The sequence below is a fragment of the Sphingomonas sanguinis genome (assembly GCF_019297835.1).
GTDB lineage: Bacteria > Pseudomonadota > Alphaproteobacteria > Sphingomonadales > Sphingomonadaceae > Sphingomonas > Sphingomonas sanguinis_D.
This window is the reverse complement of the sequence record NZ_CP079203.1, coordinates 384,092-402,475: the sequence shown is the minus strand read 5'-3', so window position 1 is coordinate 402,475 and position 18,384 is coordinate 384,092. Positions and strand designations below refer to the sequence as shown.

At 64.9% G+C, this 18,384-nt stretch carries 10 protein-coding genes; 5 read left to right on the top strand and 5 right to left on the bottom strand.

What is annotated here, in order from left to right; genetic code table 11:
* The first annotated feature begins 120 nt into the window (after positions 1-120).
* Positions 121-3,105 (top strand): TonB-dependent receptor plug domain-containing protein, encoded by a 2,985-nt coding sequence (locus KV697_RS01655; protein WP_219019831.1) that lies wholly within the window; start codon positions 121-123, stop codon positions 3,103-3,105.
* A gap of 44 nt (positions 3,106-3,149) precedes the next feature.
* Here KV697_RS01655 and KV697_RS01650 read toward each other — a convergent pair whose 3' ends face one another.
* Both KV697_RS01650 and KV697_RS01645 read right to left on the bottom strand, forming a co-directional pair.
* On the bottom strand, positions 3,150-5,201 hold the full coding sequence (locus KV697_RS01650; protein WP_219019830.1) for a putative bifunctional diguanylate cyclase/phosphodiesterase: 2,052 nt from the start codon (positions 5,199-5,201) through the stop codon (positions 3,150-3,152).
* The gene (locus KV697_RS01645) at positions 5,198-5,710 is read right to left on the bottom strand and encodes a GAF domain-containing protein (protein WP_219019829.1); all 513 of its coding nucleotides are present in this window, start codon (positions 5,708-5,710) and stop codon (positions 5,198-5,200) included. Before KV697_RS01645 ends, KV697_RS01650 begins: the two co-directional genes overlap by 4 nt.
* Before the next feature lie 406 nt (positions 5,711-6,116).
* Here KV697_RS01645 and KV697_RS01640 point away from each other — a divergent pair, with 406 nt between their 5' ends.
* From KV697_RS01640 to KV697_RS01630, 3 genes are all read left to right on the top strand, one after another.
* Positions 6,117-9,173 carry a TonB-dependent receptor domain-containing protein gene (locus tag KV697_RS01640; RefSeq protein ID WP_219019828.1) on the top strand — a complete coding sequence of 1,019 codons (3,057 nt, stop codon included), beginning with the start codon at positions 6,117-6,119 and terminating at the stop codon, positions 9,171-9,173.
* Positions 9,174-9,266: 93 nt separating this feature from the next.
* The gene (locus KV697_RS01635; protein WP_219019827.1) at positions 9,267-10,340 is read left to right on the top strand and encodes a DUF2332 domain-containing protein; all 1,074 of its coding nucleotides are present in this window, start codon (positions 9,267-9,269) and stop codon (positions 10,338-10,340) included.
* Positions 10,341-10,611: 271 nt separating this feature from the next.
* Entirely contained in the window at positions 10,612-12,393 is a 1,782-nt protein-coding gene (locus tag KV697_RS01630; RefSeq protein WP_257575529.1) for a methyl-accepting chemotaxis protein, read from the top strand.
* A gap of 4 nt (positions 12,394-12,397) precedes the next feature.
* Here the strand turns inward: KV697_RS01630 and KV697_RS01625 are convergent, their stop codons facing one another.
* From KV697_RS01625 to KV697_RS01615, 3 genes are all read right to left on the bottom strand, one after another.
* Complete coding sequence (locus KV697_RS01625) at positions 12,398-13,483, bottom strand: YdcF family protein (protein ID WP_257575528.1); 1,086 nt, start codon at positions 13,481-13,483, stop codon at positions 12,398-12,400.
* Between the two features lie 5 nt (positions 13,484-13,488).
* The gene (locus KV697_RS01620; protein ID WP_219019826.1) at positions 13,489-16,005 is read right to left on the bottom strand and encodes a TonB-dependent receptor; all 2,517 of its coding nucleotides are present in this window, start codon (positions 16,003-16,005) and stop codon (positions 13,489-13,491) included.
* A 91-nt stretch (positions 16,006-16,096) separates the two neighbouring features.
* Entirely contained in the window at positions 16,097-18,109 is a 2,013-nt protein-coding gene (locus KV697_RS01615; RefSeq protein WP_219019825.1) for a glycoside hydrolase domain-containing protein, read from the bottom strand.
* 93 nt (positions 18,110-18,202) lie between these two features.
* Between KV697_RS01615 and KV697_RS01610 the strand changes: the two genes are divergently transcribed.
* Positions 18,203-18,382 (top strand): hypothetical protein, encoded by a 180-nt coding sequence (locus KV697_RS01610; protein ID WP_219019824.1) that lies wholly within the window; start codon positions 18,203-18,205, stop codon positions 18,380-18,382.
* Positions 18,383-18,384 lie beyond the last annotated feature (2 nt).

Below are 18,384 nucleotides of genomic sequence, written 5' to 3'. Positions count from 1 at the left end.
CCACGATACCGACTATGGTCGTAGATGCCGCCCCTTCGTCCCTGCGGTAAAGCGGACGGAAGACGGAGGGGCCAGCGATTACCGGCCCATGCTCCGCGATTCGAGTGAGGGGATGGACTGATGAGCATCGGCAATCGGCGCAATCGCGCCTCGTGGAAATCCGGTAACGCTACCAGCGTCGCAGCCTTGGCCTTGGCGCTGATCGCGAGCCCTGCACTGGCCGCACCGGCGCAGCAGACCCAGGCCCCCGATCCGGCGGCCGTTCCCGCCGATCCGCAGACGCCTTCGGCCAGCGAGCGCGATATCGTCGTCACCGGCACCCGCATCACCGCCAATGGCTATAACGCCCCCACCCCGACCACGGTCATCGGCGAGGAGCAGATCCAGGCCAACGCCCAGCCCAACATCTTCAACACTGTCGCCCAGCTGCCGTCCCTGCAAGGGTCGACCGGCGCGACGACGGGCACCTTCAGCACGTCGAGCGGGCAGCAGGGCCTCAGCTCCTTTTCGCTGCGCGGCCTCGGCACGATCCGCACGCTGACGCTGCTCGATGGGCAGCGGGTGGTCGGCGCCAACGTCACGGGCGTTCCCGACATCAGCCAGTTCCCGCAACTGCTGATCAAACGAGTCGATGTCGTGACCGGCGGTGCCTCGGCCTCATGGGGTTCGGACGCGGTCGGCGGCGTCATCAACTTCATCACCGACACACGCTTCACCGGGTTCAAGGGCAATCTCCAGACCGGCGTCACCACGTACGGCGACGACGGACAGGTGCTGGCGCAGGCGGCCTTCGGCAAGTCGCTGGCGGGCGACCGGCTGCATGTCATCGTCAGCGGCGAATATGCCAAGGACCAGGGCGTCGGACCGGGCAATTTCGGTGAGGATCTGGCCGGAAGCCGCGACTGGTACCGCGCGACAACCTTGGTCGATACCGGCATCCGCAACGGCAGCACGCCGCAATTCCTCTACCGCGACCATGGCCAGGCCTATCAATACACCAAATACGGCCTCATCAGCGCCGGGCCGCTTCAGGGCATTGCCTTCGACGCCAATGGCAATCCCTTCCCCTTCCAATATGGATCGAACGGGGTTCCCGCCAAGAACGCAGCGGGCAACGTCGTCGGGTGCTATGTCGGCTTCTGCGTCGGTGGCGACCAGTCGGGCCATGTCGGCTCGGGCACCTCGCTGCAATCCGCGCTGGAGCGGGTCAACGGCTATACCCGGATCGGCTACGACATCGCGCCCGACATGGAGTTGTATGTCACCGCCAATATCGCGCAGGTGAAGACCAGCAACCAGCCCAATCCCGGCGCGTCCAAGACCGGGCTGACCATCCAGTGCTCCAACCCCTATCTGCCGCAATCCATCCAGCAGCAATGCGCCGCCAACGGCATCACCCAGTTCAGCTACGGCCTGAGCAACGCGATCCTGCCGAACATCAAGGTCAACACCGACCGCCGCCAGTATCGCTTCGTCGGCGGCCTGAAGGGCAAGGCGGAGGTGTTCGGCGGCAGCTGGACCTATGACGTCTATTACGAGCATGGCATCAACGTCACCGATATCGACGTCGACAATATCAGCCTGACCGGACGCTATAATCAGGCGATCAATGCGACGACGCTCAACGGCCAGATCGTCTGCGCCAACGCCGCCGCGCGGGCCAGCGGGTGTCAGCCGATCAACATCTTCGGCGGCGCGACGCCGTCCGCCGCCGCGCTGGCCTATATCACCCCCGCCAACGGCCCGTTTCAGCATACACGCCAGACCCAGGACGCGGCGGCGGGCAGCATCTCGGGCAATCTGATCGACCTGTGGGCAGGCCCGCTATCGATCGCGACCGGCGTCGAATATCGCCGCGAGGCGTACCGGGTGAACGCCGATCCCTATGGTGCTGGTGTATCGGCGATCAGCCCCAATTCGGCCGCCTATCCGTCCGATCCATTCCTGAACTCGGCGACGGGCAGCAACTGGTATGCGGGCAATTACAAGAACGGTTCGGGCAAGTACGACGTCTATGAAAGCTTCCTGGAGCTCAACCTGCCGCTTATCAATTCGGAAAGCCTGGGCCGCGCCAATCTGAGCGCAGCGGGTCGCGCCACCCATTACTCGACCTCGGGCGCGGTCTATGCCTGGAAGCTGGGCGGCACATGGGACACGCCGCTCGACGGCTTCCGCCTGCGTGCCGTCACCTCGCGCGACGTGCGCGCGCCCAACCTATCCGAGCTGTTCGCGGCCCCCACGACGACGACGGTGCCCAACTTCACCGATCCGTTCCGCAATACCCAGGTGCTGATCATTCAAAACTCGCTGGGCAATCCCAATCTGCGCCCCGAAATCGCGCGCAGCACCGAGGCGGGCGTGGTCCTGTCGCGGCCGAGCTGGGCACCGGGGCTCAGCCTGTCCTTCGACTATTACACGATCAAGGTGAACGACGTCGTCTCCAGCCTGTCGGCGGCGCAGATCGTCAACCTGTGCTTTCAAGGCAATACCGAGACGTGCGGCGCCTTCAACCTTCAGAACACGGCGGGGCCGAACTTCGTCAACGTGCAGGCGTTCAACCTCGCCTCGATCAAGACCAGCGGCTTCGATATCGAGGGCAGCTATCAGTGGCGCAATCCAATGGGCCTGGGCGGCAATCTGACCCTGCGCGCGCTGGCAACCCATGTCATCAAGTTCGTGACCGATCCCGGCCTGCCCGGCACCATTCCGGTCGACAGCGCCGGGGCCAATTCGGGCGCGACCCCGGACTGGAAATGGCTGGCGATCCAGAGCTACGACACCGACAAATTCAGCCTGCTGGTCCAGGAACGCTGGTTCAGCGACGGCGTGTTCGGCAACCAATATGTGGTCTGCTCGACCAGCTGCCCGGTGTCGACCGGCAACAACCCGACGATCGACCGCAACTTCATGAAGGGCGCCTTCTACCTCGACATCGGCGGCTCGCTGAACGTGACGCCGGCGGTAAGCATGTTCTTCAAGGTCGACAATCTGCTCAACCGCGATCCCGAGCCATCGCCGCAGACCAATACCGGCCTGGACGTCAACCCGGCACTCTATGACACGCTGGGCCGCTTCTATCGGATCGGTCTGCGCGCAAAATTCTGAACGGCGCGTGCTGCGCGAGCCTGACGATCGACCTGCAAGGTTCGTCAGGCGACCGCCTCGTTCCCAACGATCCGGGGCCGCAAGGTCGCCACCCGTCGCACATGGTCCGGCTCGGCCAGGGTGCGGGACGGCCTGCCGATCAGATAGCCCTGGATCGCGGCGCAGCCCTCGCGCGTGACGATGGCGAGTTGGGCAGGCTCCTCGATCCCTTCGGCCAGCACCGGCATGTTCAACGTCGCACCCAGCGCCGCCACGGACCGCAGGATCGACACGGCTTGTTCGTCATGCTCGATCTCTGAGAAGAAGGAGGCATCGAGCTTGATCCGGTCGAAGGGGAAAGACCGCAGCACCTCAAGCGAGGAATAGCCGACGCCGAAATCATCCAGCGCGATGGCGATCCCCATCGCCTTCAGGGCCTTGAGCTGTTCCAGCGCGAAATGCTTGTCGTGGATGATCGCGCTCTCGGTCAGCTCCAGTGTCAGCCGCTCGGGCGGCAGGCCACTGTCTTCCAGCGCGGAGCTGACCGTCTCGATCAGCCGCCGGTCGGCGAGATGCATCGGCGAGAGGTTGACCGACACGGGATGCGGCTGGGCCCAGCGCGCCGCCTCGCAACAGGCACGACGCAGTACCCAGTTGCTCAGCGGCACGATGTCGCCACTCTTTTCGGCGAGCGGGATGAACTTGGCGGGCGGGATCATGCCCCGGACCGGGTGGTTCCAGCGGATCAACGCTTCGTAACCGCAGATTTCGCCCGACGGGATCGCCGCCTGCACCTGATAATGAAGCTCGAACGCCGCGGCATCCAGCGCGTGGCGCAGATCGGCGACCAGCTCGCGCCGCTCGCGCACGGCGTCGTCCATGTGCGCATCGTAGAAACAGGGTTCCTTGGAATGCGCGGACTTGGCCCGGTACATCGCCAGATCCGCCTTGGCGAGAAGCGCGTCGGCGTCGGTGCCGTCACGCATCGCCAGCGCCACGCCGATATTCGCGCCGATCGAGGCCGTGAAGCGGTCGAACAGGAACGGCGCTTCGGAAGCGGCGGTCAGCCGCCCGAGGAAATCCTCCAGCTCGGCCGGATCGTCATAGGAGACCACCGCCGAAAACTCGTCGCCACCTAGCCGGGCGATGCGTTCGCCCGGCCGCAGGATCGCCGACAGCCGCGCCGCGAGTGCGGTCAGCAACTGGTCGCCCGCCTGGTGGCCATAGGTGTCGTTTATGACCTTGAAGCGCGACAGGTCCATCATGATGATCGCCATGCGCCGATAGCCGCCCCGGATGCGGAAGCGTTCCTCCAGATCCTCGATGAAGCTGATCCGGTTCGGCAGGTCGGTCAGGCTGTCATGCAGAGCCATGTGCCGCAGGCGGCGATAGGTTTCGGACTGGGTATGCCCGTCGATCAGAGCGCTGATCGCCGCGCAGCCGACGATGATGAGCGTGGCGACCGTCGTCGTGGTCGCCAGCGTCACCATGGTCAGGTCCGACAGCCCCTGGCCGAGCTTCAGGACGGAGATCTTCATCGCGGTCATGCCAGTGAAGTGCAGCGCCGCGACCGCCACGCTAAGCCACGTCACCGCGCCGACATTCCGCCACCGTCCACCGCCGGTCAGGACGTGGAAGGCCATGCCGGACAGACCGCTCGACAGGAGGATGGAGGCGACGACATAGGGCCGGTTCCACTCCACGATCCCGTCGACCCGGTAGGCGGACATGCCTACATAATGCATGACCGAAATGCCCAGGCCGATGACCCCGCCGCCGATCGCCCCCGCCCACGGCCCTCGCCCGGCTGCAAGGGCCAGGCCCGGAATGGCGATGCCGATCACCGCCACCAGCGACAACAGCGTCAGGATCGGGTCGAGGATGACGGGTGCCGAGGTTCGGAACGCCATCATTGCGACGAAGTGCGTCGCCCAGACCATCGTCCCCGCACCCACCGCTGCCAGGACGGTCCAGCCAAAGCGGCGATAGCCCAACGAGGCACGGACCCGGCTGAACAACTGGATGGTCGCGAGTGAGCCCATCAGGCAGATCACCAACGCCAGCGCCACGAGGCGCAGGTCATGCAGCTGCGTGACGCATAGAATGACGTCGGTCATGCGCGTCCTCCCATCTGGAGCAGGTCGGCCCGGCTTTCGAGCGCCATCGACGCCTGCCGCGCCAACGCGACCAGATAGGCCTTCTGATCAGGCGAAGCGGGCTGGCGTCGCCGCGTGTCGAAGACGCACAAGGCGCCCACGTCCACGCCGCCCGCGACGCGCAGCGGCACGCCGATATAGTAGCGGACGAAAGGCGCCTCGCTGACGACCGGCAGTTTCGCCACGCGCGGGTCTCCGCACGGGTCGCAAATCTCCAGCACGTCCGGCCGGTCGAGCGCGAAGGTGCAGAAGCTGCGGTGTCGCGGGTTGCAGGCGATGTCCACGCCGAAACTCGCCTTGAACCATTGCTGGCCGCCATGGATCAGCGACAGGAGCGCGATGGGGGCGTCGAACGATTGCGCCGCCCGTTCGACGAAACGGTCGAAGCCGGGTTCGCGAGACGAACCCAGAATGCCCAGCGCATGTACGGCACCGGAACGTCGCCGTTCCCGGGACAGGCTTTTGAGCATCGTCTCTCTTGTTCAAGGCTTATGGGGACATCGTGGTCGCACCAGAACCTTAAAACATGATTTATAAAGGTAAATTAGTTTTGGAAATCAGGGCTGTCCGAGTGGGTCGGATCGGGGGGCAGGCGCCCAAGTCCGCTTATGCCCAAGCAGTTCATAAATTCAAATGCTTAAGTGACGTCAGCCTATAAAGATGAGGCGGCACGACGCCAAGCAACCGCCTCCCTAGCCGATCGCGACTAGAACAAAGCCAATAACCTACCATTGCATCGCCAAAGCTCGGATTTTTAACGTCCCAGTAACTTCGGCGATGATACGCGCCCATCCATCGCAGCGCCGGTTCATGGCGAGTGGAGTACCGGCGACGCAAGTCGCTGCTGCGTCAGAGGGGGAAAGCTAAGTGACTTCGATGAATTCCGCATTTGGAAAACTGCGCCTCGGCATTTCGACCGCGGCACTGCTGACCGCGATCGCAAGCCCGGCCTATGCGCAGGAGGCGGCGCCCGCCCAGACGGCCGACGCCGCAGACCAGACCGCGGCCGCGGCCACATCGGGTAATCCGGCACAGTCCGAGCAGGACGTCCAGATCAAGCGGGCTGCCCCCGCTCCCGCCACGGCCGAAGGCGCGACGGTCGTCGTCACCGGCACGCTGTTCCGCGATTCCAACGCCAGCTCGATCTCGCCCGTGACCGTGGTGAACTCCAACGTGCTGCAGCGCGCGAACATCACGACCGCGCAGGAAGCCATTCGCTCGGTGTCCGCCGACAGCGCAGGCTCGATCTCGACCGGCTTCAAGAACGGCTTCTCGGCCGGTGGCGCCGCGGTGTCGCTGCGCGGCCTGGGCGTCTCGTCGACCGTGGTACTGATCGACGGCCTGCGCAACGCGAACTTCCCGCTGAACGACGATGGCCATAACGCCTATGTCGACCTCAATTCGATCCCGTTCAGCACCATCGAGCGCGTCGAAGTGCTGAAGGACGGTGCGTCCTCGACCTATGGCGCGGACGCCATCGGCGGCGTCGTCAACCTTATCAGCAAGAAGAACGTCCAGGGCATTTCCGGTTCGGTCCAGGGCGGCACCACCGAGAAGGCCGATGGCGCGCATTACCGTGCGACGCTGACCGCCGGGTTCGGCGACTATCGCGAGCAGGGCTTCAATTTCTACGTCAACGGTGAATACACCTATGACGGGTTCATCACCAACAATTCGCGCGGTTATCCGTTCAACACGCTCGACCTGCGTCCGAGCGGCCTGCTGGACCGCAACCGCAACGACGACTCGCTGCTTGCCGCCAACCCGCAGGCGGTCGTCACCCGCGTTTCGCAGAGCGACCTGAACAACCCGCTTTCGGGCCAGGTCGGCGCGCCGCCGACCAACCAGTATCGCCTGCTCAACCCGAACGCCTGCCCCTTCGGCACCTTCACCGTGACCTCGGGCGCGGCGCAGGGCACCGGCTGTGCGCACAACCTGCCCGCCGAATATTCGATCATCCAGCCGCGCCAGCAGCGTTATTCGACCACCGCGCGCCTGAACGTCCGGATCGCCGAGGGTTGGGAAGCCTTTGCCAGCGGCAGCTATTCGCATTCCGAAGTCGATATTCGCGGCACTCCGGCGGGCATCCGCCAGACCCAGCCGTTCGGCGGTTCCGCCGCACTGGCGTCGAGCAGCCCCGGCATCGTCCTGCCCATGTATGTCTGCTCGGCGGGCGTGAACTGCGCCACCGCCGCCGATCGTCGCCTCAACCCGAACAACCCCTATGCCGTGGCGGGGGCCGACCCGACCCAGAACGCCGCGCGCATCTATTACCTGTTCGGTGACATCCCGGCGGGCAGCCACCGCTATGTCGACGTGTTCCGCGCGACCTACGGCATTTCGGGCGATCTGGGCGATGGTTTCAAGTTCCGCCTGAACGGCGTCTATGCCCGTGACAATTTCGCGGTCACGCAGCGCGGCTTCATCAACATCCAGGGCCTGCTGAACGCGGTCAACACCGGCGCGTACAACTTCGTCAATCCGGAGCAGAACACGCAGGCCGTGCGCAACCAGATCTCGCCCGAGCGGACCACCCCGTCCTATTCGACGGTGGCAACGATCGGCGGCTCGCTGCTGAAGTCGCTGATGGAACTGCCGGGCGGCGACCTCAATGTCGGCGGCGGCTTCCAGGTCCGTCGCGAGACGTTGATGAACCGCAACCAGAATTTCGACCTGTCCTATTACGGCCTGAACACCTCGTCTGCTCAGGGTCGCCAGACCGTGACCGCTGGGTTCTTCGAAATCGATGCACCGTTTCTTCGCTCGTTCGACCTGAACGTCTCGGGCCGTTACGACCACTATTCGCAAGGCTATAGCCACTTCTCGCCGAAGGTCGGTGCGAAGTTCACGCCGGTCGAGCAGTTCTCGCTGCGCGCCACCTATTCGCAGGGCTTCCGCGCACCGACCTTTGCCGAATACAACGCGGCCAGCAGCTATTCCGGCTTCTCGTCCTTCACCCCGCCTGCCAGCTTCATCGCGGCGCACCAGGGCAATCCGGCCTATACGACCTCGTACAACATCGGCAGCGGTGCGCAGGGCAACCCCGCCATCCTGCCGGAAGTGTCGCGCAGCTTCACCGCCGGTACGATCGTCAACCCGACGCGCTGGCTGAACGTCACGGTCGACTATTACAACATCCGCAAGTCGAACCTGATCGTCAGTGGTCCGCTGCGCGCCCAGGCGATCGCGGCCTATTATGGTCAGACCAATGCGACCGCCGGTTGCGCCGCGCTGGCGGCAGTGGGCCAGGGCTATAAGTGCAACGTCATCGACGCGCCCGATCCCGTCAACCCGAACGCCCTGCCCCGCCTGCTGGTATTCGACGTACCTTACGTCAACGCCAACTACATGGTCAGCTCGGGCATCGACATGCAGGCCAATGCGAACGTCCGCCTCGCAAACGGCGTGAAGTTCATCAGCCGCGTCGACGTGACCCGCGTCCTGCGCCTAGACCTCGTCACCCCGGCTGGCGTTGTGCAGAAATATGCGGGTACGCTGGGGCCGTACGAGCTATCGTCGGGTGGCGGCACGCCGCGCATCCGTGGCAACTGGCAGAACACGATCGAAGTCGGCAACTTCTCGCTGACCAGCACGACCTATTATGTCGGTCGGATCAAGCAGGTGGCCGCCGACGAGATCACCCCGGTCAACGGCGTGATCGACCTGTCGTGCTCGCACACGCTGGCGCCGATCCCGACGGGCGGCGATGTCAACAACCAGTGCTATGTGCGGCCGTTCATCTATACCGATCTGAACATGGCCGTGCGGGTCAACGAAGACTTCCGCTTCTTCTTCAGCATCCAGAACCTGACCAATGCCCGCGCCCCGCTGGCATCGGGCGCCTATACTAGCAATCCGAACTATCTGAGCAGCTGGCATTATGCAGGTCTCGTCGGTCGCAGCTTCAGCGCCGGTGCGAACTTCAACTTCTGATCTGACCTGACCGAGTGACGCGCACCGGGACCGACTATTCCGTCGTCCCGGTGCGTATTGCCATCTCTACCCTTGCGGCGTCATAGGCGACCGATGCAGCCGGAGCGTTCCCACACCATGTATCCGGGTTCGGATGATCCGACCGCTTCGCCGAGCGAATTATACCGGCAATCGCTGGTCATGCGGGCGATCGGCACGCCCTTCGTCGCCGATCTGCTGGCCGCCGTGGACCGACAGCTCGACAAGGCGCCCCTCAGCGCCGCGCTGATCCGATCCTGGGGCAACACCGCCGCATCCTCGGCAATCGCGATGCGGATCAACGCCGCGCTCCACGCGCTGGCCCGACGCGGCGTCGAGCCGCAGCTTGCCGCGCTGTACGCCGGGGAACATGCCCGTTTCGACGAAGCGGTCGCGCTGGCCTTGGCGGCCCATGACGAATTTCTGGTCGACTGGTTGCTGCGCGTGCCGCAGACCAACGAGATCGGCCGCGCGGCGGCCCTGCACGCCGCCCTGATGGTCCTGGCGCAGTATCACAACCATGATTTCGAACTGTTCGAGATCGGGGCGAGCGCGGGACTGAACCTCAATCTGGCGCGCTACGCCTACGATCTGGGCGGCGTTCGGACCGGCAAGTCGGACTCGACGGTGCGGATCGCCCCCGAATGGCGCGGCCCCCTGCCCCCCGATACCGCCGTGATCGTCCACGCGGCGCGCGGCGTCGACCTCCATCCGCTCGACGTGAACGATCCCGCCGCCTGCGAGCGACTGGCTTCCTTCATCTTCGCCGATCAGCCCGAGCGCGCGCAGCGCCTGGACCGGGCGCTGGAGATCGCGCGCCGCCACCCGCCCCGGCTCGATACCGGCGATGCGGCATCCTGGCTCGCGGACCAGCTCGCCGCGTCGGGGCCGGAGCGGCGGCACCGCGTCGTCCTGCATTCGATGGTGCTGCAATATCTGAGCGCCGAGGACCGCGCGAGCATCGAGGCGACCGTGCAGAAAGCCGGAGCGTCCGCGACCCCGACCCGCCCCTTCGCCGTCATCGGTTTCGAATGGGACACGCTCCGCGAACGGGTCGAACTGCGCCTGCGTTCCTGGCCGGAGGGCCGCGACCGGGTCATCGCCCATTGCCATCCCTATGGCGCGTGGATCGAATGGATCGGCGGATAAGTCAGCATGGCTGCCGATAACAATCGGCGGCTTCATCCATAATTAACTCCGCAATTGTAACAATTGTCCGACGAAACCAAAGGTTAACTTAGGATATGCGGATCAAGCATCGTGTCGGAACTGCGCCGCTGTGTATGACGGCAGCCGCCATGGTCGAGTCTGTGCCTTTGTCCAAGGCGCCGACCGCCCCGCATTCCCCTGGCTTTGGTCACGACATCCAGATCGATCCTCCCGCATCGTCCCCGGCCCGACCTGTTGAGAGAAACGCATAATGTTCACGAACATGAACATCCCCAAGAAGCTGGGTGTATCGTTCCTGATCGTCAGCCTGTCGGCCGCGATCATGACGATCGTGTTCTTCGCCAACATCTGGGAAATCCGAAGCGCGACCGCCCGCAACAACCATGCGCAGGAGGTCTATGCCAAGGCCCTAACGCTGGAGACCTCGATCCTGCGGGAGAACAGCCAGCTGCGCGGCTTCCTGGTCACGGCGGACAAAAGCTATCTCAAGTCCTACGAAGAAGCGCGCAAGGAATATGACACGACCAGCCGCGAACTGGCCGCGATGCTGACAGACCCGAACGAACTGGCGCTGCTCGCCAAGTCCAATGCCGAGAAGACCAAGTGGCGGCGCACCTGGAGCGACCGGCTTACCGACTGGGTCAAGGAAGGGCGGCGCGACGAGGCGCAGCAGGCAGTCCGCGACGCGGGTAAGGCCGTGCTGACCAGCGACATCGTGCTGCCGCTCCGCGCCATTCGCGACGAGGAAACGGCCGCGATCGCCAGCAACGCCGCTTCGCAGGATAAGGCGATCGGCACCGCGATCATCGCCCTCGTTGTTGGTGGCGTGATGCTGATCGGCGTCGTCATCACCCTGCAGATGATGCTCAGCCGCAGCATTGCCCGGCCGATCACGACCCTGACCCGCCTGATGGCAGAGCTGGCACGCGGTCGCAACGAGATAGAGGTGCCCGGCAGCGAGCGTGGCGACGAGCTGGGCGATATGGCCCGTGCCGTCGTCGTCTTCCGCGATGCCGCCGTGGCCAAGGTCAGCGACGACCGCGAGCGCGAACTGGCGCTACAGGCGATCGGCTCCGGCCTACACAGCCTGTCGGAGGCCGACCTGACCGTTCGCCTGACCGACTTGCCGCCGTCCTTCCATCAGCTGGCGACCGACTTCAACCGTGCCGTCCAGAACCTGTCGGGCCTGACCAGCGACGTGCGCGGCAGCGCGGGCAGCATTCGCTCCAACATCGACGAAATCCGTCAGGCCACCGACCATTTGTCGGCACGCAGCGAGCAGCAGGCGGCCAGCCTGCGCGAAACCGCCGCGGCGGTGGGCGAGATCACCCAGGGCGTGCGCGACGGCGCCGCGAGCGCCAGCGAGGCCAATCGCGCGGTGACGGAAGCACGCGACGAGGCCGAAAAGGGCGGCGAGATCGTTGCCAAGTCGATCGTAGCGATGAACGGCATCGACCAGGCCAGCCGCGAGATCGTCGATATCATCACCGTCATCGACGGCATCGCCTTCCAGACCAACCTCCTCGCGCTCAACGCGGGCGTCGAGGCGGCGCGCGCAGGCGATGCGGGCAAGGGCTTCGCGGTCGTCGCCTCCGAAGTCCGCGCGCTGGCGCAGCGCTCTGCCGACGCGGCCTCCGACGTCAAGGCACGCATCCTGTCTGCGATCGAGCATGTCCGCTCGGGCGTGGTGCTGGTCGACGAAACCGGCAACGCCTTGCAACGGATCATCGGCAAGGTTTCGGACGTCAGCACCGTGGTCGACGTGATCGCCCGCTCGTCGGAACAGCAGGCGCACAGCCTGGGCCAAGTCAACATCGCCATCGGCGAGATCGACTCGGTCACCCAGCAGAACGCCGCGATGGTCGAGGAATCGACCGCAGCGGCCAGCCTGCTCGCCCAGGAATGCGGGACGCTGATGGCATCGGTGATGCGCTTCAACGTTGATACGGCATCAGCCTCGCGAGCGCCCGCTACCCCAGCCCGCTATCGCACCGACGATTTCGGCCACCCGCAGGCAAGCCGCGCGGCCTGATCGCTCAGGGATCGAGCGGGTCGGCCGGATCGATCCGCAGCGAATCCCGCGACGGTCGCATCGCAATGGCCGTGGAGGTGACCCGGCCATCGGCGGTGGCAGGCTGATAGCCCAGCTCGCGGCGGTTGCGCTCGACGAAGCCGGGGCTGGCGATCGAGTCGATATGCGGCGCGTTGCTGACGACCAGCATATCCCGATCGAGGGGCGCGCCCATCGCGATCAACCGGCGCGTGGCGTTGCGCAAATTGGTCGTCGTGTGCCGGGCATAGGGATCGATCACGATCGCCTCGGCCGGAATGCCATAGCGTTCGATCAGCGCGCGTCGCATCTCCAGCGCCTCGACATGCGGGGTGTCGCGCGGATGCACCGCGCCGCCGCTGACGATCAGAAACGGTGCCAGGCCCTTGGCATATTGCTCGGTCGCGACACGGACGTTCACCTTTGCTTTGGCGCTGAGCGGAGTCTCCAGGTCATCCGGCCCGACCCCGAGGACCAGGATCGCGGTATAGCGATAGCGGCCCCAGTCCAAGATCCGGGCGCGCCGGAATGCGGCGGCGTTGTATCGCTGGTCCAGCGGCTCGAAGGCGACGGCCGCGTTCTTGTCGTTCGCGTCGAGCAGCGCCAGCGCGAGCGACAGGCTGAGGTCGCCACCCACGGCCGGATCGGCGCGCTGCGCCCCGGCCATGACGACCGCGTCGGCGACCTTTGCGGCGAAATCCTCGCTGCCGAAGGGCGCGTCGGAGCCGTCGATCAACGGATAGCGCGGCAATTTGCCGACCCCGTAGACCCGCAATATCTCGTTCAGCCCATCGACCTGCCGCCGCACGTCATCGCCGCGATCCGGGGAGCGCGCGGCCAAAGCCTCCCGCTCCTCGTCGCGCAGGATCGCCGCCGCGACGACACAGGCGGGCGCCCCGGCGCAGATCGCGACGCGACGATCACGCGTGTCGCCCGCCAAAGGCCCGTGCAGCGCCGGAAACAACCGCTCCGCCATCGCCGCCAATTGGCGGTCGCGCACCGGCGTCTCGGCGATGGCGGGCAGCGGCAGGCCGATGGAGATCGCCAGCGCCGCCGCCATCATCCGTCCCATGCGCCTCACCAGGCCTTGCTGACGACGAAGCGGACGCTGCGTCCGAAGATCGGACGACCATAGATCGCATCGCGCGAGGTCTGGCCGTCGAGCTGGTCGGTCCGCGGGTTGCCCTCGGTCAGCCCCTTGTTGTTGAAGATATTGTCGCCGACGACCTGGAACTGGAACCCGCCATGGGTCAGCGTCGCGCCCAGCCCGAAGGTGTTATAGGCTGGCAGGCCGGTATTGTTGAACAGGTCGACATAACGGCGTCCGACGAACTCGTAGCGGCCATAGACTTCCACCTGGTCGCTTCCGGCATCGAAGGCGAAGGTCGGGCGGATATTGCCGAATATCTTGGGTTCGCGGATGATCTGCTTGCCATTCACCGCCGACGGGTCGGCGCCCGAGCTGTTCTGCAGGTTCTTGTACTTCGGCTCCTGATAGGTGAACGAGCCGGAGACGAAGAACCAGCGTGCCGGGGCCAGCGTGCCGTCGACCTCGACGCCCTTCACCTCGGCTTGGCCGATAAAGGGCACCGCCTGGTCGTTGCGGCCCGTCGTCGGGTTGAACGCCACGAACGAGGCGTTGAACGGATCGAACTTGGTGTAGAAGCCGGTCATGTAGAGATAGTTGCGACCGAAGGACGCCTTCAGCCCCGCCTCATACTGATCGGCCTGCGTCTTCACCAGCACGGGATTGATATTGTAATAGCTGGCCGACTGGGGCGGCACCTCCAGATGCGAGGCGCGCAGATAGCCACCGAAATGGGTGCTGACATCATAGTTGATGCCGACCGTCCAGTTGGTCGCGACCGGGCTGTCCTTGCGGGTCTGGCGTCCGCCGTCGAAGCTGCGGACATTGTTGTCGGCCAGTGTCGTCGGATCGCCCAGATTGACCGAAGTCGAGGTCAGGCCATAGCCGCTGATATTGTACCATTCGTGGCGAATGCCGCCGTCAATGCGCAGGCCGGGCGTCACTTCCCAGGTGTCATTGGCATAAACGGCATAGACGGTGGAATCGACATCGCCCTGGTTAAGCGTCGTCCCGTAACGCAGCACGCCCTTGTCAGTGACGGAACCCAGCACGGCGCCGGTCGCCGAATAGGCGACAAGGTCCAGCGTCCGGGGCTGGCCACGAACTTCCATCAGATAATCCTGATAGATCGCCTTGTTGGTCAACCCATAGGCCGAGGCATAGCCACCCAGCCGCAGGTCGTGGGTGCCGAAGCCCGTCTCGAACTTGCGGGTGACGCTAATATCGCCCTGCCCCGAATAGAAGCGGGAATCGACGCCGCGATACTGGCCCTGCACGACGAGACCCGAGGCGGCATAAGGGTCATAGGCGGTCGCGCCGTTGGTGCCCGACAGCGCATAGCCAAGCCGCGCGACGGGGCCGAACGCGGCGTTGGCGGCGCTCAGGAATCCATTGGCAAAGCTGTTGGCATCGACCGGGTTGGAGGTCGAATAGAGGGCGTCGAAGCTGAGCTTACCCTGGGTGTAGCCGGTCTTGGCGGAGAACTGCCAGCCGCCGAACTCTGCATCATATTGCAGGCCGATATTGCCATATTCCATGTGACGGCCATCGGCCAGATCGCGCGTTTCGCTACGCACGACCCCGGCGGAGTCCCGATACTTCAGCGTCACGCCGCGAAAGGCGGGCGAGTTCAGCGTGCCATGGAAGTAATTGATATAGGGGTTGAGCGACACCGAGGGGTTGCGCGGATCGGCGACCGGGATCGGCAGGTAGAAGGTGTTGTGATCGTTCAGATAGTTGACGCTGATCTTCAGCGATCCATTGTCTAGGTCACGCTTGATGTTGGCCCGAATCTGGCCGCCGCGATCATTGGGGAAGCCATTGTCGCGCTGGCCGCCGTCGCGGCGCAGATAGCCGCCGACCGCATAATAGGTCCGCTCGCCCAGCGGCCCCGCCTGCATCGCGTCCAGGCGATAGAGGTCGGTGGTTCCCACCGTCGCCTGCACCTTGCCGCGCGTCGTGTCGGTGCCGGTCGCAGTGATCGAGTTCACGATCGCCGCCGCCTGGCTCGCAAAGATCGGCGCCGGGCCACCGCGCACCACCTCGACCCTTTCGGTCATCAGGTCATAGCGGTTGAGGCTGTCACCGCGAAAGAAGTTGCCGTTGATGTCATGGAAGAGCGGAAGGCCGTCCTGCTGAAACACGGCATAGCCGTCATCCGTCGGAATGCCGCGTACGCGAGTAACATTCTGCACCTCACCGCCGGTCGCCTCGACCTGGATGCCGGGCAGCTTGCCGAGCAGATCGGCGAAATTCAGCGGGGCGAGCCGCTTCACGTCATCCTGCCCCAGCGAGTTCACCGCATAGGACACGTCGAAGCGCCGCTGCCGCCGGGCCGATCCGGTGACGATCACCTCTTCCCCGGTCGCCGCCTGCGTTCCCGTATCCGCCTGCGTGGCGTCCGTCGCCGCCTCGTTCGCCGTCTGGGCGCTGGCCAGTTGCGGCGCGGTGACAAGGGCTGCGGTCAGGGCGGTCGCGCGCAGCAGCGCGGCTTTGGCAATGGTCATGATTTCCCCCGTTTCGGATTAATTTGTCGCTCCGATGCCAAGCAATCACGACAGATTTGTGAAATTTTAACGCCTTATGCACCAACCTCGATTAGCGAGGCCGTGTCGTGACGGTCAAAACGCCGCCCTCGAGCAGCGCGTGATGCTCCACCCGCCAGTCGGCTAGCACCCGCCCGTTCCAGTCCGCCCGCACGATCGCGCCATCGCGGGGACCGACCCGCCGCACCGTCATCCGCCGCCCCTGCCCCAGATCGACGGTCGTTCGCGTGAAGGAAGGCACCGTGACCGCATACCATGGCTCCCCTGGCACCAACGGGTAAAGCCCCAGCGAGGCGAAGACATACCAGGCGGTCATCGCCCCCGCGTCATCGTCCATCCCATCGGCAAAGCCCTGCGGCGCCAGCGCGAAGCTGCGCCCGACGAAAGGCCGGGCCAGCTTGCCCGCGTTTGTATAGGGATGCGCCATCGGCTGCGTCAGTATAGTGTGGACCAGATCGGCAGTCGCCTGAGGCTGCCCCGCCGCCGCGAACAGCCAGGGCACCTGTATATCCGGCTCGTTGGTCATGTTGAACAGGCCGTCATCGAAGAAACGGCGCAGTTGCGCCAGCCACTCCGCCTTGCCGACCGTCGCGACCATCCAGTCGAGATCGAAGACCGGCGCCCAGCGATATTGCCACAAAGTTCCCTGATAAAGGCCGCGCGCCTTGACGATATCCCCATCCGCTCCCGGCGCCTGGAAGACCGATCGCCACATCGGACGATAGCCATAGGCTTGCGCAGAGAAACGGCGGGCCGTCGTCTCGTCACCCAGATCGTGCGCCAGTTGCGCGGTCGCCCAGTCGTCATAGGCGGCCTCGATCTGCTGGTCGGGCGTGTCGCGTTGCAGCGTCGCGCTGTCGACCACCATGCCCTTCAACGCGGCCTTGGCGTCGAAGCCGGTAATGCCTTTTCGCCGCATGTCCAGCAGCGCGATCCCGGCATGTTCTGTGCGAACCGTCAGGAACGGCTCGTTCATCGTCGCCCATTGCGCCTTGCCGCGCATGTAGAGGTCGGCCAGCGAGCGGGCGATATCCTGGCTGCGTTCGGGTTGCAGCAGGGCGAGCAGCGGCAATTGTGTCCGGTAATTGTCCCACAGCGACCAGCTGGCATAGCGGGTCTGCCCCAGGGGAGACCGGGCGATGCTCCCGTCATTCTCGCGGTGACGCCGGTCCGGATCGTCGATCGCCACCGGCGTCTGGAACACCCGGAACAGCGACGTGTAGAACAGCGCACGCTCGGCCCGCGGCCCCTCCGGCATCACCCTGCCCAGAACCGCGTTCCACGCCGCCCGCGTTCCGGCCGCGATCGTCTGGAAGGTGCGGTGCCCCAGTTCCCGTTCCCGAACGCGGGTCGCCCCATTCTCGTCCACGCTTGACAAGCCGGTCGCCAGTTCGATGACGTCGCCCCGTCGCACGGTCAGGGTCAGCGACGCGACACCGTCCGTCACCGTCAGGGCATGGTGAAGCGGTCGGCCGTTCAACGTCACACGGCTCGACGAATAGAGCCGATAAAGACCTTTGTCGCAAACGGTACCCGCCACCATCTCGGCGCGAAGATCGTCGCTGTTCACCCTTCGCCACGCTGCCGAGGCACGCTTGGCATAGCTATGCTGCGCGTCGATCCGCAGCACGACCGCCCCTGCTCGCGCTACCGAAAAACGGAGCAAGCCCGCGCCACGGGTCGCGGTCGCCTCCGCCGTCAGCCCATCGTCATAACGCACGCGGTAATAGCCAGCCGCCGCATGCTCGCTATGCTTGTCCATGAGGGCCGATCCGTTGGCGTCCGCCGGACGAAGCGAGACCAGCAGGTCGCCACCGCCGCCGCCACAACCAACACCCACGCCACGCGTGAAGGAAAATCCCCGCAGCCTGTCGGCCGCAAAGTCATAGCCCGCATGATTGGCAGGATCGGTATCCGGACCAAGCTGCACCATCCCGAACGGCGCCACGGCCGCCGGTGTCAGCTGTCCGAAGTCGGCCAGCGTACCGACGAAGGGATCGACCAGATCGGCAGGCGCCTCACGCCCGAGCGCCGGCATCGCGGCAAGAAGCAGCGGGGCTGCCATAACCCATTTCATCCGATCACCCCCATCCCTGCTTCGCGCATTATAGAAGAGGCGTGGGTGAACGCCAATTTTTACAGACACATGACTGTTTGGATGAAGGTCAAACCCGTCGTCGTAAAGCAGGCGTCGGAGCCGGATCGGTTCATCGTCATATCCGATCCGTTAGATGCCCGAATGAACACCGAGCCGCCGATCAGGGCATTCTATGCCGCCATGATCCGCCAAGAGATCCAGCCCAGGCAGCCGCGCTTCGACACCGACCCAGAAAAATGAGG